Source organism: Shinella zoogloeoides, from assembly GCF_020883495.1.
GTDB lineage: Bacteria > Pseudomonadota > Alphaproteobacteria > Rhizobiales > Rhizobiaceae > Shinella > Shinella zoogloeoides.
In genome coordinates this window covers 37,278-58,163 of record NZ_CP086610.1, presented here as the reverse complement: position 1 = coordinate 58,163, position 20,886 = coordinate 37,278, and the positions used below count along the sequence as shown (strand labels likewise).

22 protein-coding genes are annotated in these 20,886 nt (G+C 65.5%); 9 read left to right on the top strand and 13 right to left on the bottom strand.

What is annotated here, in order from left to right; translation table 11 throughout:
• Window positions 1-57: 57 nt before the first annotated feature.
• Window positions 58-954, bottom strand: a complete 897-nt coding sequence (locus K8M09_RS00290) for an LOG family protein (protein WP_160786591.1) — start codon at window positions 952-954, stop codon at window positions 58-60.
• Window positions 955-1,129: 175 nt separating this feature from the next.
• On the opposite strand from K8M09_RS00290, the gene dapD reads away from it, so the two are divergent.
• The 4 genes from dapD (at window position 1,130) to K8M09_RS00270 (ending at window position 4,239) form a co-directional block, all read left to right on the top strand.
• Window positions 1,130-1,987, top strand: coding sequence for a 2,3,4,5-tetrahydropyridine-2,6-dicarboxylate N-succinyltransferase (gene dapD, locus K8M09_RS00285; protein WP_160786592.1), 858 nt, complete (start codon window positions 1,130-1,132; stop codon window positions 1,985-1,987).
• A gap of 3 nt (window positions 1,988-1,990) precedes the next feature.
• Window positions 1,991-2,377 carry a DUF805 domain-containing protein gene (locus tag K8M09_RS00280; RefSeq protein WP_160786593.1) on the top strand — a complete coding sequence of 129 codons (387 nt, stop codon included), beginning with the start codon at window positions 1,991-1,993 and terminating at the stop codon, window positions 2,375-2,377.
• A 79-nt stretch (window positions 2,378-2,456) separates the two neighbouring features.
• Window positions 2,457-3,656 (top strand): succinyl-diaminopimelate desuccinylase, encoded by a 1,200-nt coding sequence (gene dapE, locus K8M09_RS00275; protein WP_160786594.1) that lies wholly within the window; start codon window positions 2,457-2,459, stop codon window positions 3,654-3,656.
• A complete protein-coding gene (locus tag K8M09_RS00270; protein WP_160786595.1) occupies window positions 3,643-4,239 on the top strand; it encodes a hypothetical protein in 597 nt (198 codons plus the stop codon). The genes dapE and K8M09_RS00270 overlap by 14 nt, the downstream gene beginning before the upstream one ends.
• 6 nt (window positions 4,240-4,245) lie before the next feature.
• On the opposite strand, the gene truA is transcribed toward K8M09_RS00270, so the two are convergent.
• The 3 genes from truA to def are packed head-to-tail and all read right to left on the bottom strand — an operon-like array spanning window position 4,246 to window position 6,499.
• A complete protein-coding gene (gene truA / locus K8M09_RS00265; RefSeq protein WP_160786596.1) occupies window positions 4,246-4,989 on the bottom strand; it encodes a tRNA pseudouridine(38-40) synthase TruA in 744 nt (247 codons plus the stop codon).
• The gene (fmt, locus tag K8M09_RS00260; RefSeq protein ID WP_160786597.1) at window positions 4,989-5,930 is read right to left on the bottom strand and encodes a methionyl-tRNA formyltransferase; all 942 of its coding nucleotides are present in this window, start codon (window positions 5,928-5,930) and stop codon (window positions 4,989-4,991) included. The genes truA and fmt overlap by 1 nt, the downstream gene beginning before the upstream one ends.
• A gap of 44 nt (window positions 5,931-5,974) precedes the next feature.
• On the bottom strand, window positions 5,975-6,499 hold the full coding sequence (def, locus tag K8M09_RS00255) for a peptide deformylase (protein WP_160786598.1): 525 nt from the start codon (window positions 6,497-6,499) through the stop codon (window positions 5,975-5,977).
• A gap of 111 nt (window positions 6,500-6,610) precedes the next feature.
• On the opposite strand from def, the gene K8M09_RS00250 reads away from it, so the two are divergent.
• From K8M09_RS00250 to K8M09_RS00240, 3 genes are all read left to right on the top strand, one after another.
• A complete protein-coding gene (locus K8M09_RS00250; protein WP_160786599.1) occupies window positions 6,611-7,804 on the top strand; it encodes a DNA recombination protein RmuC in 1,194 nt (397 codons plus the stop codon).
• Between the two features lie 43 nt (window positions 7,805-7,847).
• Complete coding sequence (locus K8M09_RS00245) at window positions 7,848-8,750, top strand: ribokinase (protein WP_160786600.1); 903 nt, start codon at window positions 7,848-7,850, stop codon at window positions 8,748-8,750.
• Between the two features lie 242 nt (window positions 8,751-8,992).
• Window positions 8,993-11,320: a methyl-accepting chemotaxis protein gene (locus tag K8M09_RS00240; RefSeq protein WP_160786601.1), complete on the top strand. Its 2,328-nt coding sequence runs from the start codon at window positions 8,993-8,995 to the stop codon at window positions 11,318-11,320.
• A 93-nt stretch (window positions 11,321-11,413) separates the two neighbouring features.
• On the opposite strand, the gene K8M09_RS00235 is transcribed toward K8M09_RS00240, so the two are convergent.
• Together K8M09_RS00235 and K8M09_RS00230 are read right to left on the bottom strand one after the other, a co-directional pair.
• Window positions 11,414-11,773 (bottom strand): hypothetical protein, encoded by a 360-nt coding sequence (locus tag K8M09_RS00235; protein WP_160786602.1) that lies wholly within the window; start codon window positions 11,771-11,773, stop codon window positions 11,414-11,416.
• The gene (locus tag K8M09_RS00230; RefSeq protein WP_160786603.1) at window positions 11,773-12,714 is read right to left on the bottom strand and encodes a nucleoside hydrolase; all 942 of its coding nucleotides are present in this window, start codon (window positions 12,712-12,714) and stop codon (window positions 11,773-11,775) included. Before K8M09_RS00230 ends, K8M09_RS00235 begins: the two co-directional genes overlap by 1 nt.
• 182 nt (window positions 12,715-12,896) lie before the next feature.
• On the opposite strand from K8M09_RS00230, the gene K8M09_RS00225 reads away from it, so the two are divergent.
• Both K8M09_RS00225 and K8M09_RS00220 read left to right on the top strand, forming a co-directional pair.
• Complete coding sequence (locus K8M09_RS00225) at window positions 12,897-13,328, top strand: Hsp20 family protein (RefSeq protein WP_160786604.1); 432 nt, start codon at window positions 12,897-12,899, stop codon at window positions 13,326-13,328.
• A gap of 132 nt (window positions 13,329-13,460) precedes the next feature.
• Window positions 13,461-13,718 (top strand): BQ00720 family protein, encoded by a 258-nt coding sequence (locus K8M09_RS00220; RefSeq protein WP_064332367.1) that lies wholly within the window; start codon window positions 13,461-13,463, stop codon window positions 13,716-13,718.
• Between the two features lie 18 nt (window positions 13,719-13,736).
• Here K8M09_RS00220 and trmB read toward each other — a convergent pair whose 3' ends face one another.
• The 7 genes from trmB to K8M09_RS00185 all read right to left on the bottom strand — a co-directional run bounded on the left by trmB (window position 13,737) and on the right by K8M09_RS00185 (window position 20,880).
• Window positions 13,737-14,438, bottom strand: a complete 702-nt coding sequence (trmB, locus tag K8M09_RS00215) for a tRNA (guanosine(46)-N7)-methyltransferase TrmB (protein WP_160786605.1) — start codon at window positions 14,436-14,438, stop codon at window positions 13,737-13,739.
• Window positions 14,439-14,445: 7 nt separating this feature from the next.
• The gene (metK, locus tag K8M09_RS00210; RefSeq protein WP_160786606.1) at window positions 14,446-15,684 is read right to left on the bottom strand and encodes a methionine adenosyltransferase; all 1,239 of its coding nucleotides are present in this window, start codon (window positions 15,682-15,684) and stop codon (window positions 14,446-14,448) included.
• Between the two features lie 201 nt (window positions 15,685-15,885).
• Complete coding sequence (locus tag K8M09_RS00205; protein WP_160786607.1) at window positions 15,886-16,305, bottom strand: helix-turn-helix domain-containing protein; 420 nt, start codon at window positions 16,303-16,305, stop codon at window positions 15,886-15,888.
• Window positions 16,306-16,453: 148 nt separating this feature from the next.
• Window positions 16,454-18,037: an apolipoprotein N-acyltransferase gene (lnt, locus tag K8M09_RS00200; protein ID WP_160786608.1), complete on the bottom strand. Its 1,584-nt coding sequence runs from the start codon at window positions 18,035-18,037 to the stop codon at window positions 16,454-16,456.
• A 117-nt stretch (window positions 18,038-18,154) separates the two neighbouring features.
• A complete protein-coding gene (locus tag K8M09_RS00195) occupies window positions 18,155-19,294 on the bottom strand; it encodes a hemolysin family protein (RefSeq protein WP_160786609.1) in 1,140 nt (379 codons plus the stop codon).
• Window positions 19,295-19,303: 9 nt separating this feature from the next.
• On the bottom strand, window positions 19,304-19,813 hold the full coding sequence (gene ybeY, locus K8M09_RS00190; RefSeq protein WP_160786610.1) for an rRNA maturation RNase YbeY: 510 nt from the start codon (window positions 19,811-19,813) through the stop codon (window positions 19,304-19,306).
• Window positions 19,814-19,827: 14 nt separating this feature from the next.
• Entirely contained in the window at window positions 19,828-20,880 is a 1,053-nt protein-coding gene (locus K8M09_RS00185) for a PhoH family protein (RefSeq protein ID WP_160786611.1), read from the bottom strand.
• Window positions 20,881-20,886: the final 6 nt, after the last annotated feature.

Below are 20,886 nucleotides of genomic sequence, written 5' to 3'. Positions count from 1 at the left end.
CTTCCCGCAGCACGTCCAACTGGAACGCCCCGGCCATGCCGGGGCGTTTTTTGTCGATCAGCCGTGCGCGGCGACGGCCGCGTGTTCCGCTTCCAGCGCTTCGTAGAACTTCACGATGATGTCCCAGGCCTCGTCGGCGGTCTCGACGAACTGCATCAGCTCGACATCGCCCGGCGAGATCGTGCCGAAGGCGGCAAGGGCGTCGAAGTCGATGATCTTGTGCCAGAATTCCTTGCCGAAGAGGATCAGCGGCACCAGCGCCATGCGGCCGGTCTGCATCAGCGTCACCGTCTCGAACAGTTCGTCCAGCGTGCCGAAGCCGCCGGGGAACACCGTGACGGCCTTGGCGCGCAGCAGGAAATGCATCTTGCGGATCGCGAAATAGTGGAAGTTGAAGCTGAGTTCCGGCGTGACATAGGGGTTCGGCGCCTGCTCGTGCGGCAGCACGATGTTGAGGCCGATCGACGGCGCGCCGACATCGGCGGCCCCGCGATTGCCCGCCTCCATGACGCCCGGCCCGCCGCCGGTGACGACGACATATTCCTTGAAGCCAAGCGCGGCCGACCGCTCCGAGCACATGCGGGCGAACTTGCGGGCTTCCTCGTAATAGACCGAGGCGGCCTCGAGGTTTGCGCGCTGCGTCTCGTTGCGCGCCGCCCAGGCCTCCTGGCCGGGCGCGGGGATGCGCGCGCCGCCGAACATGACGACGGTGGACTTGATGCCGCGCTCGGCCAGCATCATCTCGACCTTCATCAGTTCGAGCTGCAGGCGCACCGGGCGCAGCTCCTCGCGGCAGAGGAAATCGTCGTCGGCATAGGCGAGGCGATAGGCCGGATGGGCCGTCTGCGCCGTCTGCGGCACCACGGCGGCGCGGTGCTTGTCCTGCGCGCTGTCGGCCAACGGATCCCACACGCCGTCCTTGCGGCGCAGGTTCTTCTTCTTCAGTCTCGCCATGTCGTTTTCCTGCTTTCAACCTTCACGGGATTACCACTTCGCCCGTGCGACAGTATCTGCCGGAAAGGGGCTTCATCTTTCCCGGCAGTTGCTCTAGAGCATTTTGCTGATTGATGAAATCGACCTTCCGGCATCCCGATAATCGAAAATAAGCCTCGAAGTTTAAGGAATTCCGATGAACACGTCCAACCTCGCCGCCCTTTCCCAAACCATCGACCGTGCCTTCGAGGAACGGGACGGCATCAACACGTCCACGCGCGGCGAAGTGCGCGACGCGGTTGAAACCGCCCTCAACCTGCTCGACGGCGGCAAGGTGCGCGTCGCCGAGCGCGGCGAGGACGGCAACTGGACGGTCAACCAGTGGCTCAAGAAGGCCGTGCTGCTCTCCTTCCGCCTCAACCCGATGGAAATCGTCAAGGGCGGCCCGGGCGAATCGTCCTGGTGGGACAAGGTGCCCTCCAAGTTCGACGGCTGGAGCGTCAACGAATTCGAGAAGGCCGGCTTCCGCGCCGTGCCGAACTGCGTGGTGCGCCGCTCGGCCTATATCGCGCCCAACGCCATCCTGATGCCCTCCTTCGTCAATCTCGGCGCCTATGTCGGCGAGGGCACGATGGTCGACACCTGGGCGACGGTCGGCTCCTGCGCGCAGATCGGCAAGCATGTGCATCTTTCGGGCGGCGTCGGCATCGGCGGCGTGCTGGAGCCGATGCAGGCCGGCCCGACGATCATCGAGGACAATTGCTTCATCGGCGCCCGCTCGGAAGTCGTGGAAGGCTGCATCGTGCGTGAAGGCTCCGTGCTCGGCATGGGCGTCTTCATCGGCAAGTCGACCAAGATCGTCGACCGCGCGACGGGCGAAGTGACCTATGGCGAAGTGCCGCCCTACTCCGTCGTCGTCGCCGGCTCCATGCCCTCCGACAAGACCATGCCGAACGGCCTGCCGGCCCCCGGCCTCTACTGCGCCGTCATCGTCAAGCGCGTCGACGCCCAGACCCGCTCCAAGACCGGCATCAACGAACTGCTGCGGGATTAAGCCATGGCGGCCGTGGAAGGGCAGAGGCCGAACCTCACCTGGCTCTTCTTCGGCTGGTCCGGCCGGCTGAGCCGGGCGCCCTTCGCGCTCGGCTGGGCCTTCTGGCTCATGCTGCTCTCGGCCGCGCTCGCCCGCATCATGATCGTGCCGAAGGAGGATCCCGCCTTCCTCTTCTGGGGCTTCGTGTTCTTCGGCGTGGCGCTCGTCTCGACGGTCTCCACCATCATGATGACGATCAAGCGGCTGCACGACATGAACCTGCCGCTGGCGCTGATCATCTGCCTCTTCATTCCCGCCATCTCCTTCTTCGCGCTCATCGCCTTCATGGTCTGGCCCGGCACGCCCGGCCCGAACGACTACGGTCGCCTGCCGGACCGGCCGAAGGACTGAGCGCGCGCATCGGCCGCGCGTGACACGCCCCGGCCGATCGGCTAAACCTCGATTCCCTCCCTTTCAGGTGCCGTGACGCATGCCCAAAACCTCCGCCGACCCGATCGAAAACCTCGCCACCCTCATCCGCTGCCCCTCCGTGACGCCCGCCGAGGGCGGCGCGCTGACGGCGCTTGCCGCCATGCTGGAGCCGCTCGGCTTCACGGTGGAACGCATGATCGCCCGCGAGCCGGGCATGCCCGATATCGAGAACCTCTATGCCCGTATCGGCACCGAGGGACCCCACCTGATGTTCGCCGGCCATACGGACGTCGTGCCCGTCGGCGACGAGGCCGCCTGGACGCATGACCCGTTCGGCGCGGAGATTTCCGGCGGCGAGATGTTCGGCCGCGGCGCGGTGGACATGAAGGGCGGCATCGCCTGCTTCGTCGCCGCCGTCGCACGCCAGATCGGGAAGAACGGCCCGCCGAAAGGCTCGCTCTCCTTCCTCATCACCGGCGACGAGGAAGGCCCGGCCGTCAACGGCACGATCAAGCTGCTGGAATGGGCGGCGACACGCGGCGAGCGCTGGGATGCCTGCCTCGTCGGCGAGCCGACCAATCCGGACCAGCTCGGCGACATGATCAAGATCGGCCGGCGCGGCTCCGTCTCCGGCACGCTTACCGTGCATGGCGTGCAGGGCCATGCCGCCTATCCGCATCTTGCCGACAATGCCGTTCGCGGCGTGATCGCGCTGACCGACGCGCTGATGCATCCGCCCTTCGACGCCGGCACGGAAAGCTTCCAGCCGTCGAACCTCGAAGTGACGACCATCGACACCGGCAACCGCGCCACCAATGTCGTGCCGGCGCGGGCGAGCGCCAGCTTCAACATCCGCTTCAACGATAGCTGGACGGCCGAGACCGTGATGGCCGAGATCGTGCGCCGCCTCGACGCCGCCGCGCAGGACGAAAGGCTCCGCCCCGGCCGCGACCCCGTGCGCTACGACATCGAATGGGCCGAACGGCCGAGCCACGTCTTCCTCACGCGCAACAACCAGCTCATCGCCTCGCTGTCCGGCGCTGTCGAGGCCGTGACCGGCCGTGCGCCAAAACTGTCGACGACGGGCGGCACGTCCGATGCACGCTTCATCAAGGACTATTGCCCCGTCGTGGAATTCGGCCTCGTCGGCCAGACCATGCATATGGTGGACGAGCGGGTGGCGGTGGCCGATCTCGAGACGCTGACCGTGATCTACGAGACCTTCATCGAGCGCTGGTTCGGCGATGCCCGGTCTTGACGAGGTCCTGCACTACCTCAACGGCATCTACCTGCTGCTGAAACAGAAGCAGGAGGGGTTCGGCTGGCTGGACCTGAGCTGGCGCGGCCTTATGCGCTCCTTCTGGGCCTTCGTCTGGTGCCTGCCGGCCCTTGCCGTCACCTGGGCGTCGTGGCGGCTTTATTATCTTTCCCGCATGCCGGCGGAAACGCAGACCGGCCCCGGCTTTTTCGTCAAGCTCGCCTTTGTCGACATGATCGGCTGGCTGCTGCCGCTGGCGCTGCTTGCGGCGCTCGCCCGGCCGCTCGGCTACGGCAAATATCTTGCCGTCGTCGTCACCACCGGCAACTGGCTCACCGTGCCGCTGTGCTACGCCTTCGCAGTCCCCTTCGCATTGACGCTGGTGCTGCCCACAAGCGCGCCCCTGGCCGGCCTGCTCATCTATGCCGTGCTCGGTGCAAGCGTCATGCTGCAATTCCGCCTTGTCTGGATGTGCGTCGGAAAGCAGACGCTGCTCGCCGCCGCGATGACCGCCATCTACGTGCTGCCGCCGATGATCGTCGGGCAGGAATTGCAGCGGCTTCTGGGCACGCTGCCGGGTTAGGACCGATCAGTAATCGACGGCCATGAAATACAGCCCGTCCGGCGGGGCGACGGGGCCGCAGGCCTTGCGGTCGCGCGCCTCCAGCGCGGCGCGCACGTCCTCCACCGTCCACTTGCCCTCGCCCGCCAGCTTCAGCGTGCCGGCAAAGGAGCGGATCTGATTGTGCAGGAAGCTCTGCGCCGACACGCGCATCTCGATGAGGTCGCCGCTGCGCGTCACCTCGAGCCTGTCGATGGTGCGCACGGGGCTGTTCGCCTGGCATTGCGCGGCGCGGAAGGTGGTGAAGTCGTGTTTTCCGACGAGCACCTGCCCCACCGCATGCATGGCCTCGTGATCCAGTTCCTTGGCGACGAACCAGGCGCGGTTCGCCTCCAGCGCCAGCGGCGCGCGGCGCGAGACGATGCGGTAGAGATAATGCCGCTTCACCGCGGAAAAGCGGGCGTCGAAATCGTCCGGCACTTCAGCCGCGTCGAGGATCGCGACACGCTCGCCGGCCATGCCGAGATGCGCGTTGAGCGCGTTCCTGAGCGTGTGCTCCTTCCACGGGCGCGACAGATCGGCATGGGCGACCTGCCCCATGGCATGCACGCCGGAATCCGTGCGCCCCGCCCCGCGGATCGAGACCGTCTCACCCGTCAGCGACAGGATCGCCGCCTCGATGGCGCCCTGCACGGAAGGACCGTTGTCCTGCCGCTGCCAGCCGACATAGGGCGTGCCGTCATATTCGATGCGCAGGCGATAGCGCGGCATCAGGCCAGCACCTCGCCCGCCGCGACCGGCGTGCCGCGCAGGAAATCCGCCGCGTCCAGCGGCTTGCCGCCGGCCTTCTGCAGACGCACGAGGCGCACCGCCCCTTCACCGCAGGCAATCGTCATCCGGTCGTCGAGAACCGTGCCGGCAGGCTTCGACACGCCGTCGCCCGTCCGTTCGCTGGCCAGCACCTTCACCCGCTCCGGCTTGCCGGCGACCGGCAGTTCGAACCATGCGCCGGGGAAGGGCGAGAGGCCGCGAATATGGTTGTGGACGTCCTTCGCCGGCTTCGAGAAATCGATGCGCGTCTCGGCCTTGTCGATCTTGGCGGCGTAAAGCACGCCCTCCTCCGCCTGCACCGTCAGCGGCAGGTCGCCGGCTTCGAGCTTGCCCATGGCTTCCGCCATCAGCGCGCCGCCCGCCTGCATCAAGGCATCGTGCAATTCGCCGGCCGTCATGGTCTCGCTTATGGTCACGCGGCGGGTGAGCGCGACGGGGCCGGTATCGAGGCCCTTGTCCATCTTCATGACCATCATGCCGGTTTCCTCGTCGCCCGCCATGATCGCCCGCTGGATGGGCGCAGCCCCACGCCAGCGCGGCAGGAGCGAGGCATGGCCGTTGTAGCAGCCGAGGCGCGTGCCGGTGAGGATCGCTTCCGGCAGCAGCAGGCCATAGGCGACGACCACCGCGACATCCGCCCCATGGGCGCGGAACGCCGCGCGGTCCGCTTCCTCGCGAAAGTTGACGGGCGTGAAAACGGGAATGCCGCGCCGCTCGGCCGCCTGATGCACCGGGGATTTCACCAGTTCGAGGCCACGGCGGCCGGCCGGGCGCGGCGGCTGTGAATAGACCGCGACGATCTCGTGGCCCGCTTCGGCAAGCGCCTCCAGCGTCGCGACGGAAAAGTCCGGCGTGCCCATGAAGATGATGCGAAGGGCCATCGGTCAGCCTCCGTGAAAAGAGTGCGGGGGCGGCTGACGCCGCCTCAGAGCGCCTTGCTGCCGCGCATCTTCGCGGCCTTGGTGAACTTGCGGATCACCATCTCGCGCTTCAGCTTGGAAATGTGGTCGATGAACAGCACGCCGTTCAGGTGATCGATCTCGTGCTGGAGGCAGGTCGCCAGCAGGCCGTCGGCTTCCGTCATCTGCTCCTTGCCGTCACGGTCGAGATGCCGGACGGTGATCGTCGCCGGGCGCTCGACCTCGGCGTAATAATCCGGGATCGACAGGCAGCCCTCTTCATAGACCGAACGCGCATCCGAGGAGGCGACGATTTCCGGGTTGATGAAGACGAGCGGCTTCTTGTCCTCGCCGTCCTTGGAAACATCAAGGACGAGCATGCGGCGGGCGACGCCGATCTGGATGGCGGCAAGGCCGATGCCGGGGGCATCGTACATGGTTTCCAGCATGTCGTCGGCGAGCTTCTTCACCTCGCCGTCGAAGGTCTCGATGGGTTTCGAAACCTGGCGGAGGATCGGATCGGGAAGGATAATCAGCGGCTTGATGGTCATGCGCCTCCTTAGCGCGGTTTGTTTGCGCTTTCAATCGACTTCGCCGGAGGTCAATGCGATTTGTTCACGTTATGATCTGGTTTTCGCCGCAATCCGTGTTATGGTCCCGGCATGATCGATCCCGCTCTCGACACGCTCGTTACGTCCTTCCTCGATCGGCTCGGCGGCCTCGGGCCGGCGCTCGTGCTGCTTGCCGCCGGGCTGCTGGCGGTCTTCGGCGTGTTTTCCGCACGCCGCAGCCATGCCCGCCAGCGGGAGGCGGCGGTAACGGCGGAGAGGCGCTTTGCCGAGCTTTTGAGGGCGCAGACGGAGATGCAGGGCCGCGTCGCGGCCATGGCGGAGGTGTTCGGCAGCAAGCAGTCGGAGACCAGCCAGACGATCAATGCCCGGCTCGACGGGCTGACGCAGCGGCTCGGCCAGTCGATCTCCGAACAGACGCGGGCGACGCACGAAAATCTCCGCCGGTTGCAGGAGCGGCTGGCGGTGATCGACAATGCCCAGACGAACATCCAGTCGCTGGCCAAAGACGTGGTCGGGCTGCAGGCGATCCTCTCCAACAAGCAGACGCGCGGCGCCTTCGGCCAGTCGCGCATGGAGACGATCATCGCCGACGCCATGCCGCCCAGTGCCTACCAGTTCCAGGCGCAGCTTTCCAACGGCGTGCGGCCGGACTGCACCATCCGCATGCCGAACGGCCAGCCGCCGCTCGTCGTCGACGCGAAATTTCCGCTGGAGGCGTGGAACGCCATGTCGGACGGTCGCTCGCCCGAGGCGGCGAAGATCGCCGCCCAGCAGTTCCGCCGCGACATGGAGGTGCATATCCGGGATATCGCGGAAAAGTATCTGCTTCCCGGCGAGACGCAGGACACCGCCTTCCTCTTCGTGCCCTCGGAATCGATCTTCGCCAGCATCCACGAGAATTTCGAACCCACGGTGCAGCGCGCGCACCGCGCCCGCATCGTCATCGTCTCGCCCTCCCTGCTGATGCTTTCGGTGCAGGTGCTTCAGGCGCTGCTCAAGGACCAGCGGATGCGCGAGCAGGCCCATGTCATCCAGGGCGAGGTCGCGCGGCTGATGGACGATTTGACGCGGCTCGACGACCGGGTGCGCAAGCTGCACGGCCATTTCACCGCCGCGCAGAAGGATGTGGACCAGATTCTCACGTCCACGGAGAAGCTTGCGCGCCGCGGCGCGCGCATCGGCGAGCTGGAATTCGAGACGGTTTCCGAGCTTTCGCAGCCAAAGGAAAAGGCTGCGGAGAGCCGGACGGGCCAGTTGCGGCTGAGGGTAGTTGACGAGGACTGACCGCCTCGGGCAGTGTCCGCGGAAACGACAAGGGGCAGCTCTCATGATCACCGTCTTCGGTTCCATCAACATGGACCTCATCGCCACACCGGAACGCCTGCCGAAGCCCGGCGAGACGGTGATGGGCACAAGCTTCACCACCGCCGCCGGCGGCAAGGGCGCCAACCAGGCGCTCGCCGCCCGCCGCGCCGGCTCCATGGTGCGCATGGCCGGCGCCGTCGGCGACGACCGGCTGGGCAGCCAGGCGCTGGCGCTCCTTGCCGACGCCGCCGTCGACCTCAACGGCGTGCGCTCGCCCGCCGAGGCCACCGGCACCGCCCATATCCTCGTCGCCGAGGATGACGGCGAAAACGTCATCGTCGTCGTGCCGGGCGCCAACGCCACGGTCAGCGAGGAAGATGCGAAGCGCACCGTCGCCGCCATGTCGCGCGGCGACTACCTGATGCTGCAATTCGAGATTCCCGACGCCTCCATCGAGGCCGCGCTCGTCGCCGCGAAACAGAAAGGCGTCATCTCCATCGTCAACATCGCCCCCTTCAGCGCCGCCACGCGGCGGCTCGGCGTGATGGCCGACATCCTCGTCGCCAACGAGACGGAATTCGACCTCTTCGTCGGCAAGGGCGAGCTTTCAGACGCGGAGCGCGAGGCGACCATGCGCGCGCTCCATGCCGAGAGCGGGCAGACGATCATCGTCACGCTCGGCGCCGACGGTGTCGTCGCCATCCGCAAGAACGAGGTCTTCCGCGCCGCCGGCCTGAAGATCGAGCCGATCGATACCGTCGGGGCGGGCGACACGTTCTGCGGCTATCTCGCCGCCTCGCTCGATGCCGGCCTTGCCTTCAAGGACGCGCTGCGCCGTGCGGCCGTCGCCGGATCGCTCGCCTGCCTGAAACCGGGCGCACAGCCCTCCATCCCCTTCGCCCCCGCCGTCGACGCCGAAATCTAGAACATTCGGGCGTCGCATCGTCGCGACGCCCGAAAATCAGCCGGTTGCGCCCACGGACGGCGGCGAAACTTGCTATTTATTAATATTCTATCGGTTACTGAAGTGATCAGACACTGCGCCTTTAAAGGCGCGGCCGTCTCTGGCGCTGGTCACGCGCCCCGCCCTCCATGATGGAGACTTCCAAAAACGAATGTGCCTCTTCGCGGCTCTCTGCCGCGGGCGTCTCTCATGGTGAGGATTTCATGTTCAAGTTCAAGGCCAAGTCGCTCGCGACGAAGCTCATCGTGGTCACCGGCGGCACGATCGCCCTGGTGATGCTCGCCTCCAACACCGTTCTCATCGGCCAGACCCAGGGCCGCGTCGCCGAACTCGTCTATTCCGGGGCCGATAACGAGGCGAAATCCATCGCCGCCGATATCGCCACCGACATCGGCCAGCTTGCGAGCGCCGCACGCTCCATGGCCGGCGTGATCGAGCAGGGCCATTCTGGCGGGCATTTCGACCGCAAGGAAGTCGTCGACATCATCAAGGCGAATGCGGAAAAGAACACCTTCGCGCTCGGTAGCTGGTTCGCCGAGGAGCCCAACGCCTTCGACGGCAAGTCGCGCGAACTGCCCGAGGATCTGGCGAGCGGCACCTTCAAGGACGGCTCGTTCGACCCCTACTGGACGAAGCGTAAGGACGGCACGATCGCGCTTTCCACCTTCGCCCCCGACTACAAGGCCGAGTGGTATTCGCTGGCGGCAACCAGCGGCAAGGGCGCGATGACGCAGCCCTACAAGGAAGACTCGACGGGTGAGAACTTCACCATGGCCTCCATCGCCTATCCGGTCGTCTCCGGCGGCAAGCGCATCGGCGTGACCGGCGTCGACGTCTCGCTGAAGGCGCTCTACGAAAAGCTCAGCCAGCTTCGCCCCTTCGGCGAAGGCCGCGTCCTCCTCGTGTCGCAGACCGGCAACTGGATCGTCGCGCCCACCGAAGAGCTGCTGATGAAGGTCTATGACGGCCAGGGCGCCGATCTGGTCCAGAAGGCTCTCGCCACCGGCAAGCCGGCCCGCATCGAGAACCTTTCCTTCGACGAACTCGCCACCTTCGACCGCGTGGTCTATCCCTTCGCCCTGCCGGACATCAACACGACCTGGGCCGTTCTGGTCGACGTGCCGCGCGCCGCGATCAACGCGCCGGTCAACGAACAGACCACCATGATGATCATCGGCGGGTTGATCGTGCTCGGCACCGTTCTGGCCGGTCTCTATTTCGCCGTCCGCTTCTTCGTGCAGAAGCCGCTCGCCGGCCTCGTCAACGACGTCACGACGCTCGGCAAGGGCGTCTATACCCAGCCGATCGCCGGCCAGGATCGTTCGGACGAGACGGGCGCCGTCGCCAAGGCCCTGGAAGGCTTCCGCCACCAGCTTGCCGACACCAAGCGCCTTGAGGCCGACGCCAACAACCAGCGCCAGCTCACCGAAGCCGAACGCAACCGCTCGGAAGCCGAACGGGCCGAATCGAGCGCGCTGCAGCGCGATATCGTCGCCCGCCTCGGCGATGGCCTCGCCCAGCTTTCCTCGGGCAACCTGACCTTCCGCCTGTCCGGCGACTTCCCGGGCGAATACGGCAAGCTGAAGACCGACTTCAACTCGGCCATCGCCAGCCTCGAAGAGACGATCCAGACGGTCAACGCCTCGGTCGGCAATATCGGCGGCGGCACCGGCGAAATCTCCAAGGGCGCGGCCGACCTTTCGCACCGCACCGAGCAGCAGGCCGCAAGCCTGGAAGAGACCGCCGCGGCGCTCGACCAGCTCACCTCGCAGGTCAATTCCAGCGCGGAGAACGCCCGCGTCGCCGCCAAGTCGGTCGACACGGCCAGCAACGACGCCAGCAAGTCCGGCGAAGTGGTGCAGAAGGCCATCGACGCCATGCGCGGCATCGAGACCTCCTCGCACGAAATCTCCAACATCATCGGCGTCATCGACGACATCGCCTTCCAGACCAACCTGCTGGCGCTGAACGCCGGCGTGGAAGCGGCACGCGCCGGTGAAGCCGGCAAGGGCTTTGCGGTCGTCGCCCAGGAAGTGCGCGAACTCGCCCAGCGCTCGGCCAATGCCGCCAAGGAGATCAAGACGCTGATCAACACCTCGGAAACGCAGGTTCGCGAAGGCGTCGATCTCGTCGGCAAGGCGGGCGGCGCGCTGGAGAACATCGCCGAGCAGGTCATCCAGATCAACGGCCTCATCCGCCAGATCTCGTCCTCGGCCTCCGAACAGGCCGTCGGCCTCAAGGAGATCAATGCGGCCGTCAACCAGATGGACCAGGTGACGCAGCAGAACGCCGCGATGGTGGAGGAAACCACCGCCGCCTCGATGGCGCTGAACGACGAGGCGCAGACGCTGAAATCGCTCGTCGCCCGCTTCCGCGCCGGCGCCGGGACGGCTCACCAGCCCGTGCAGCAGACCCGCACGCAGGCCCAGCCGCAGCGCTCCGCCTACCAGGCCCCGCGCACGACGGCCCGCGCCATCCCGCAGGTGTCCGGCAACACGGCGCTCGCCCAGGATGACTGGGAAGAGTTCTGAGCCTGACGGAACAGCAGAACAGGAAAGGGCCGGCGGAAACGCCGGCCCTTTTCCTTTCCGGCGCGGGCATCCGGTCTTCCAGCCCGCCCGGCGCTATTTGCGCTCCGTCGGCTGCGCCTGCAGGCGGCCGCGGGACCGGGAGGGCGCGGCGTTCACAAGACGTCGCGCGGCTTCCTTCAGCTCCAGATCGGAAAAGAGGCCCAGATATTCGGGGCGCAGCATCAGGGCTTCCATCGAAAGCTCCGGCTTACGCAGATCGATCAGGCGCTCGAGGCCGGTGGTGCCGGGATTGAAGACAAGCTCCCGGGCCGCCGCCACGCCGCCATTGAGCGTGACGCAGCGCCGAAGGAGAGCCGGACGAAAGCCGAGTTCGGCGAAGCGCTCATAGAGGCCCAGCATCTCCTTGTGGAAGCGGGCCTCCACATCGGGGCCGGCGCTGCGAGGCCCGCGCATCAAAGGCGGCCGATGCGCTCGGTCAGCAGCGCGAAGAAGCCATCCGCGTCGACATCCTTCATGACGCGCGCATTCGGCTTGCGGTCCGTCACCCGCCACCAGTCGACGACGGTCATGCCGGCGGTCAGCGGCGATGCGGTCTCGATCTCGACATTGCAGTCGCGGCCGCCGAAAAGCTCCGGCTTCAGCAGATAGGCGATGACCGTCGGGTCATGCAGCGGGCCGCCGTCGGAGCCGTATTTCTCGATGTCGAAGCGCTCGAAGAATTCCAGCATCGCGACGAGCGCCAGCGCCGGACGGTTGCCGAGCGCACGCAGTTTCTCGACGCGGCTCTTCAGCGTCAGCACCTTGTGGGTGACGTCGAGCGGCATCATGACGATGGGAATGCCCGCCGCGAAGACGGCGGCGGCCGCTTCCGGGTCGACATAGATATTGAACTCTGCGGCCGGCGTGATGTTGCCGCCCTCGAAGAAGCCGCCGCCCATCATGACCAACTCACGCACGCGGCCCGCGATGTCCGGGGCTTTTTCGAGTGCGAGCGCGATGTTCGTCAGCGGGCCGAGCGTGCAGAGCGTCACCGTGCCGGCGGGTTCGCGGCGCAGCGTCTCGACGATGAAATCGACGGCGTGCTGCTCTTCAAGCTTCATTGCCGGCTCGTGCAGTTCCGGGCCGTCGAGGCCCGTCTTGCCGTGGACATGCTCGGCCGTCACCAGCGGGCGGGCGATCGGCCTGTCGGCGCCGGCGAAAACCTTCACCTCGGGCCGGGAACAGAACTCCAGAATGATGCGGGCATTGGTGGAGGTGCGCGACAGCGGCACGTTGCCGGCGACGGTGGTGATGCCGAGGATATCGAGTTCGGGGCTGCCGAGCGCCAGCATGATGGCCGCGGCGTCGTCCTGGCCGGGGTCCGTGTCGATGATGATTTTCCGTGGCTCAGACATGCCCTTACCGTTCCTTCGAATCTCGTGTTTCCAGCCCGCGCCGCGCGAGCGAAGCGGGGACTATATTTGCAACGCCGCCTTTCGCAAGCGTCTTGCGCCGGGGAGCCGCAATCACCATATTGCAGCCGTCGGGATGCCGAAGCCGGGTCCCGCGAAAGTCGCTTGAAGCCAAGGACTGGACGATGACACGCATGACCCCTTTTACCAGCCCGCTGCTCCTGGGCTTCGACGCCATGGAGAAAACCCTTGAGCGCATCGCCAAGGGCAATGACGGCTACCCTCCGTACAATATCGAACGGCTGCGGCCGAACGGCGAGACGGGCGCGCCCGAGCGCCTGCGCATCACGCTTGCCGTCGCCGGTTTCTCCGACGAGGAGCTGGACGTGACGACGGAGGAGAACCAGCTCGTCATTCGCGGCCGCCAGATCGACAGCGGCGAGCGGGACTATCTTTACCGCGGCATCGCGGCCCGGCAGTTCCAGCGCACCTTCGTGCTTGCCGACGGCATGCGCGTGCAGGGCGCGGAGCTGAAGAACGGCCTGCTCTCGGTCGATCTCGTCCGGCCGGAGCCTGTACGAATGGTAAAGAAAATTAACATTTCCGTATCAGACTAGGTCATGAGCCGTTCCTGCGGGAACACCCGCCGGAACGTTTCAAGCGTAACCTGATCGCCTGACGTACCGATGGGCCATTGTGGCCGTGGACGTCCGGTGGCCGGACTATCCGGCATTGCCATGGAGGCAAAAATGGGCCTGAAAACCGTTACCCCCACCGTATCGAAGGCGGATCTCGCGCATCTCGGCGCGGGCGAAGTCGGCTATATCCGCAAGATGAAGGCGGACGAGGTTTCGCGCGTCTTCCCGGAAGCGCCCGAAATCGACCCGAGCCTCGACCTGTGGGCGCTGTTCGGCGCGGACGGCACGCCGATCCTGCTCACCGACAACCGTTCCAGCACCTTCTACAAGGCTGCCGAGGACGACCTGCGCACGGTCAGCCTGCACTGACGCGATCGGAACCTTCCGTCAGAGCCGGCGGAAGGTAAGGTAAGCCGACTTGCGGCCCTCGCGCCTGGCCTTGGCCTCGTAGCGCGTGCCCGGCCAGCCGGCATAGGGCGTCAGCCAATCGGCCGCGTTCTCCGCGGTCCACACGAAAGCGGGATGCGCCCCGCAATGCATCAGCGTCCAGTTGACATAGGTGTCGATGTCGGACGCAAAGCAGAAGACGCCGCCCGGCTTCAGCACCCGGGCAAAGCGGTCCAGATTGACTTTGGACACGAAGCGCCGCTTCCAGTGCTTCTTCTTCGGCCACGGGTCCGGATAGAGAAGATCGATCTGGTCGAGCGAGGCTGCCGGCAGCCAATCAAGCAATTCCGTCGCATCGTCATCGTAAAGCCGGATGTTCTTTACGCCCGTCTCCTCGACGCTGCCGATAAGCTTGGCCATGGAATTGACGAAGGGCTCGACGCCGATGAAGGCGGTATCCGGCGTTTCCTGCGCGCGATGGATCAGGTGCTCCCCGCCGCCGAAGCCGATTTCGAGGCGGATGCGGGCGGGCTTGAAATCGTAGAGCGTGGCGATATCCGCCGGCGCAGGGGTCGACAGGTCGACCTTCAGCGCCGGCAGCAGCGTTTCCAGATGCAGCGCCTGCCGCTCGCGCAACGGTTTTCCCTTGCGGCGGCCGAAGAAGGCTTCGGTCGCGCGGCTGCGGCGTTCTGCATCGGTCATGTCGGCCTCAGTTCTTGATGGCGTCCTTGAGAGCCTTGACGAGGTCGAGGCGCTCCCAGGAGAAGGAACCGTCACGGCCGGCCTTGCGGCCGAAATGCCCGTAGGCGGCGGTCTTGGCGTAGATCGGCTTGTTGAGGTCGAGGTGGCGGCGAATGCCCGACGGCGACAGATCCATGACCTTGCGGATCGCGGCTTCCACGTCGTCCTCGCTCACCTTGCCCGTACCATGCAGATCGACATAGATCGATAGCGGCTGGGCAACGCCGATGGCGTAGGAAATCTGGATCGTGCAGCGCTCGGCAAGGCCGGCGGCCACGACGTTCTTGGCAAGGTAACGGACGGCATAGGCGGCCGAACGGTCGACCTTGGTCGTGTCCTTGCCGGAGAAGGCGCCGCCGCCATGCGGGGCTGCGCCGCCATAAGTGTCGACGATGATCTTGCGGCCGGTCAGGCCGGCGTCGCCATCCGGGCCGCCGATGACGAACTTGCCCGTCGGGTTGATGTACCAGGAGCAATCGTCGGCGATCTTGATGTCGGCCAGCGCCTCGCGGATGTAGGGCTCGACGACCTCACGCACCTTATTGGAATCCCAGCTTGCATCGAGATGCTGCGTCGAGAGCACGATGGAGGCGACGTCGGCGGGCTTGCCGTCGACATAGCGCACGGTGACCTGGCTCTTGGCGTCCGGGCCGAGCTTGCCGGCATCGCCCACGCCCTTCTTGCGGGCATCGGCGAGAAGGGCGAGGATGCGGTGCGAATAGTAGAGCGGGGCCGGCATCAGTTCCGCCGTCTCGCGGCAGGCATAGCCGAACATGATGCCCTGGTCGCCCGCGCCCTCGTCGCCCTGCCTGTCGGCGGCATTGTCGACGCCCTGGGCGATATCGGCGGACTGGGAGTGCAGCAGCACGTCGATCTTCGCCGTCTTCCAGTGGAAGCCGTCCTGCTCGTAGCCGATATCGCGGATCGCCTTGCGGGCGGCCGACTTGAACTTGGCGGGGTTGATGACGTCCTTGCCGTCCTTGTCCTTCTTCAGCAGGCTCGGCGGCAGGCGCACTTCACCGGCGATCACCACGCGGTTGGTCGTCGCAAGCGTCTCGCAGGCGATGCGGACCGACCAGGGATCGATCTTCGACTTCACGGCCTCGCGGTAGACCAGATCGACGATCTCGTCGGAAATACGGTCGCAAACCTTGTCCGGATGGCCTTCGGCGACGGACTCGCTGGTGAAGAGATAGCTGCTGCGCATGCGGGAATTCCCCTCAAAGAAAAAGACTGCGACGTTGTTATTCAACTCGCCGGGCAAAGACAAGCACACAAGGACATAAGAATGTCTTTATATCCCTTGGGAAATGCCGTTTCTCAAGGGCTGTCGCACGCAGGCTACAGGCAGATCGCCCATAAAAAACGGCCCCGAAGGGCCGCTCTTTCATTCACGCTCAGGACCCGATCATTCGATCTCGGATTCGGCGGCCAGCGCCTTCACCAGATCGACAAGCTTGCGGCGCACCTTGGGATCGCCGATCTTCACGAAGGCGCGGTTGAGCTGCAGGCCTTCGGAAGAGGACAGGAAATCGACCACATAATTGGAGCTGGAGGCCTCGGCAAGGCCGGTCTGGGTGTCGGCCTGATCACCCGGCGCATCCTCGAAGAAGAAGGAGACGGGCACGTTGAGAATGCTCGAAATGTTCTGCAGACGGCTGGCGCCGACGCGGTTCGTGCCCTTCTCGTATTTCTGGATCTGCTGGAAGGTGATGCCGAGGCTTTCGCCCAGCTTCTCCTGGCTCATTCCGAGCATGGTCCTGCGAAGCCTGATCCGGCTGCCGACATGAATATCGATCGGATTCGGCTTCTTCTTGTTTTCCATCATCACTTTAAGTCCTAACGCGGATATGGCCCCTACCCTACCGATGGCCCCACGCGACCAAAACGTCGCGTTGCATGCGCAAACTCTCAGGGTCGCTACAATACAGGAGAACCGCCGGCGGGGGGCACTATGCTATTTTAGGGGTTTTGGGTCAATTCATCCTGTTTCTAAAACCAATGCGGGAAATGGCCGCCAGGGCGAAGAGCACGGCCAGCAGGAGCGGAAGCGTCCAGTTCCGCCACTTCGCCTCTTCTTTCGAAGCAAATCTTCCCGGAAGGGTTGCGTCCACTACACCGGCCGCACCGTAAGCCAGTCCCGAGGCCAGCCGCCCCCGCGCGTCGATCACGGCCGAAATGCCGTTGTTGGCCGCCCGAATCAACGGCATGCCGCGCTCGATCGCGGTGAGGCGCGCCTGAAGGAAATGCTGGTAGGGACCGGGCGTATCGCCGAACCATCCGTCATTGGTGATGTTCAGGAGCGCGGCCGCCCCATCGGCCGTCGCGGCGATCTCCGAGGGGAAGACCGCCTCGTAGCAGATCAGCGGATAGAAGCCCTTGCCGGCAGCGGTCAGCACCTGATGCTCCCGGGCGGCGGAGAAGCCGCCCGGCATGGCGACCGCGCTCACGCCGAGGCTTTCGAAAACGTCCGCGAAGGGCATGTATTCGCCGAAGGGCACGAGATGCACCTTGTCGGCGGCGGCGATGATCTGCCCCTTGCCGTCGATGACGTAGATGGAATTGTAGTAGCGCGGCGCCTTGCCGGAGCCGGCGCTTTCGCTGCGCACCGCCCCGGCGACCAGCATCTGGTCATCCTCCAGCACCTCGGCGATCCGCACCAGCGCGTCCGGGTTGTCCGTCAGGATGAAGGGGATGGAGGTTTCCGGCCAGACGATGACGTCCGGCCGCTTGCCCCCCGCCTCCGGCGGGGTTGCGCTCAATGCCAGATGCCGCTCGAATATCTCCGCCCGGGCGGAATCGTCGAGTTTCATGGTCTGGTCGATAGCCGGCTGGACGAGGCGGACGGTCGTCGCCTCGCTTTCCGGCGAGGGCGCGATATGGAGCGCGTAATAACCGTAGGCGACATGGGCGGCGAAGAGCAGCGTCGCGAGCGCGAGACCGAAGCCGCGGCCGCGCCGCGTGCCCAATAGCGCCGGCGCGGCGAAGACGAAGACGGCAAGCGCATTCATGCCGGCAATGCCGACGACGCCGGCGGATTGCATGAGCAGCAGCACAGGCATCGCGCCATAGCCGACAGCGTTCCAGGGGAAGCCGGTGAAGAGAAGGCCGCGCAGCCACTCCGCGACCCCGAAGGCAAAGGCAAGCGCCGCGATCCGCCCCATGCCGTCGGACCAGAGCAGACGGGCGAGCGCGGCGGCGAAACCGTAATAGATGGCAAGGAAGGCCGGCAGGCCGAGAACGGCGAGCGGCAGCGCCCAGGCAAACGCATCCGCCTCGACCAGCAGTGCATTGCCGAGCCACCAGAGTCCGCCGACGAAATAGCCGAAGCCGAAGAACCAGCCGATGCGGAAGGCGGGCGCAAAACGCCGCAGGAACCCGGCTTCCGGCGCGGCGCTCGCGCCGTCGAGCAGCCAGACGAGCAGGGTGAAGGAAACGAAGAGCGCGGCAAAGAAGCCGAAGGGCGGCAGCGCCAGCACGCCGACGAGACCCGCAAGAAATGCCACCAGCGCCCGTCTTGTCCCAGACAGGAGCATGACCTTGCCCGCGAGCCGCTCCATGCCGTCCCCTTTTTATGTCCCCGAATCAGCCGCGCCAGTCTCCCAAAAAAGAAGCGCCTTGTCCCGTATTACGGCGGGACAAGGCGCGGATCATTTGGCGAAGACAGCCCGGAGCCTTTATTCGGCGCCTGCACCGTCGTTCTGCTGTTCGCTCTGCTTGGCGGGAGCGGCGCCCTCGCCTTCCGCCCGGCGCTCGCGGCGGCGGACGGAGCCGGCGCGCTTGCGGGTGACGCGCACGCGCTTGACGCGGCGCGGGTCGGCGTCGAGGACGTGGAATTCGAAGCCGGGGACCGCCTGCACCACCTCGCCGCGCACTGGAATGCGGCCGAGCGAGGCGAAGATCAGGCCGCCGAGCGTATCGGCGTCTTCAAGCTGCTCGCGAATATCGAAATCGGAACCGATGGCTTCGGCCAGCTCCTCAAGCTCGACGCGGGCATCGGCGATGAAGACGTCGTCGCTGACACGCTGGATCATCGCCTCGTCGTCGTCATGCTCGTCCTCGATATCGCCGACGACCATCTCGACGATGTCCTCCAGCGAGGCAAGGCCGTCCGTGCCGCCATATTCGTCGATGACGAGGGCCATCTGCGTGCGGTCGGCCTGCATACGCGCCATGAGGTCGGCAGCCAGCATCGACGGCGGTACGAAGAGAACCTGACGAATGATGCCGGCCTCGGCAACGGTCTTGGAAAGATCGACGCGGCCGAGGTCGAATTCGGCCTTCGGGGCGCGAGCCGGCTTTTCGCCGGCGGCGGCAGCGGGCTTCGCACCGTTGCGGCGCTTGTTGCGGGCCTGCTTGGTGACATAGGCGAGGAGGTCGCGGATATGGACCATGCCGCGCGGATCGTCGAGGCTCTCGTTATAGACCGGCATGCGCGAGCGGCCGGAATCCTCGAAGATCACCATCAGCTCGGCAATGGTGATGTCCTGATCGACGGCCTCGATATCGGCGCGCGGGACCATGACGTCCTCGACGCGAACCTCACGGAAGCGGAGAATATTGTGCAGCATCGCCCGTTCTTCGGGCAGGAAGGCCGGCTCGCCGCCGGTATCTTCCGTCATCAGGGCCTCGGCGAGGTCCTTGCGCAGCGTGGAGGCGCCCGTCATGCGCCAAAGCCGTGTCGCACGGGACCAGAAGGATGACCGGCCCCCGCTTTCCTGCTTCGGCGCGCTGCTACTACTGCCCGCCTCGTCCTGACTGGAGGCGTCCGCCTCGTTCTTTTCCGCCGCTGCCGGCTGGTTTCTAAAGTCGCTCATCGGTCCAAACTATTCTTCAGGGCTATCCCCGTAGGGGTCAGATAGGCCAAGCTCCGCAAGAATGCGAGTCTCCAGCCCCTCCATTTTTTCAGCCTCTTCATCTTCCATATGATCATAACCGAAGAGATGCAGAAATCCATGCACCATCAGATGCGTGAGATGATCGTCGAAAGACTTGCCGAGATCGGCCGCCTCGCGGGTCAATGTTTCCTGGGCAAAGATGATGTCGCCGAGCATCGGGCCGGGCATTTTTCCCGGCGTCACCGGGAAGGCGGGGAAGGACAGGACATTGGTCGGCTTGTCCTGGCTGCGCCATTCCGCATTGATGGCGCGGATGCTCTCGTCATTCGTGAAGACGAGGGAGACTTCCGGCGCGCCGGCCTTGGGGAAGGGCTGCTTCTCCTCTTTGCGAAGATAGTCCGCCGCCGCGCCGAGCACGCGCCCGCTCATGTCGAAAAGGCGTTCCTCGGAGGGCCATGCGCCCTCCTCTATGGAAATCTGGATGTCGAGTTCGCTCATGGGATATCCGGACCTCAGCGGTCCGGCTGCTCGCTTTCGTCCTGCACGGCCGTCTGCGCCTCGTAGGCGCGCACGATACGGGCGACCATCGGATGGCGCACGACGTCGACATCCTTGAAGCGGACGACCGAGACGCCCTCGACGCCCTTGAGGATCTGCAGGGCTTCCACGAGGCCGGACTTCACGCCGCGCGGCAGGTCGACCTGGCTCGGATCGCCCGTGACGATCATACGGCCGTTTTCGCCGAGACGCGTCAAGAACATCTTCATCTGCATCGAGGTCGTGTTCTGCGCCTCGTCGAGGATGACCGCGGCATTGGCGAGCGTGCGGCCGCGCATGAAGGCGAGCGGCGCAATCTCGATAACGCCGGCGGTGATGGCCCGTTCGACCTTGTCGCCCGGCATCATATCGTAGAGCGCGTCGTAGAGCGGGCGCAGATAGGGATCGACCTTCTCCTTCATGTCGCCGGGCAGGAAGCCGAGACGCTCGCCGGCCTCGACAGCCGGGCGGGAAAGGATGATGCGGTCGACCGCGCCGCGCTCCAGAAGCTGGGCGGCATAGGCGACGGCGAGATAGGTCTTGCCCGTGCCGGCCGGGCCGACACCGAAGACCAGTTCGGAGCGCTCCAGCGCGCGGATATAGGTATCCTGCGTCGGCGTGCGGGCGGCGATGGTCTTCTTGCGGGTGGAAATCTGCGACATGGTGAGCTTGGCCTTACGCTCCATCGTCGGCAGGGACAATTGGTCGTCCGCGGCGATCGCCATGCGGATGGCGCCCTCGACATCGGAAAGCTCGATCGAGCCGCCCTTCTGGAGCCGGTCGTAGAGATAATCCAGCGCGCGGCGGGCCTGGTTGGTGGCCATGACCTCGCCGGAGATGGAGACGGAATTGCCGCGCGCCCGCGCATCGATGTGGAGGCGCTGTTCCAGAAGCTTCAAGTTCTGGTCGAACTGGCCGAAAAGCTCGCTTGCGTATCGATTGTTCTCGAAAGTGAGCACGAATTGATTGGCGTCGGTCTGGCTTTTCGACGGGCGCGGCGAGGACGTCGTCAGTTCGTGTCCGTTCAAGCGGTC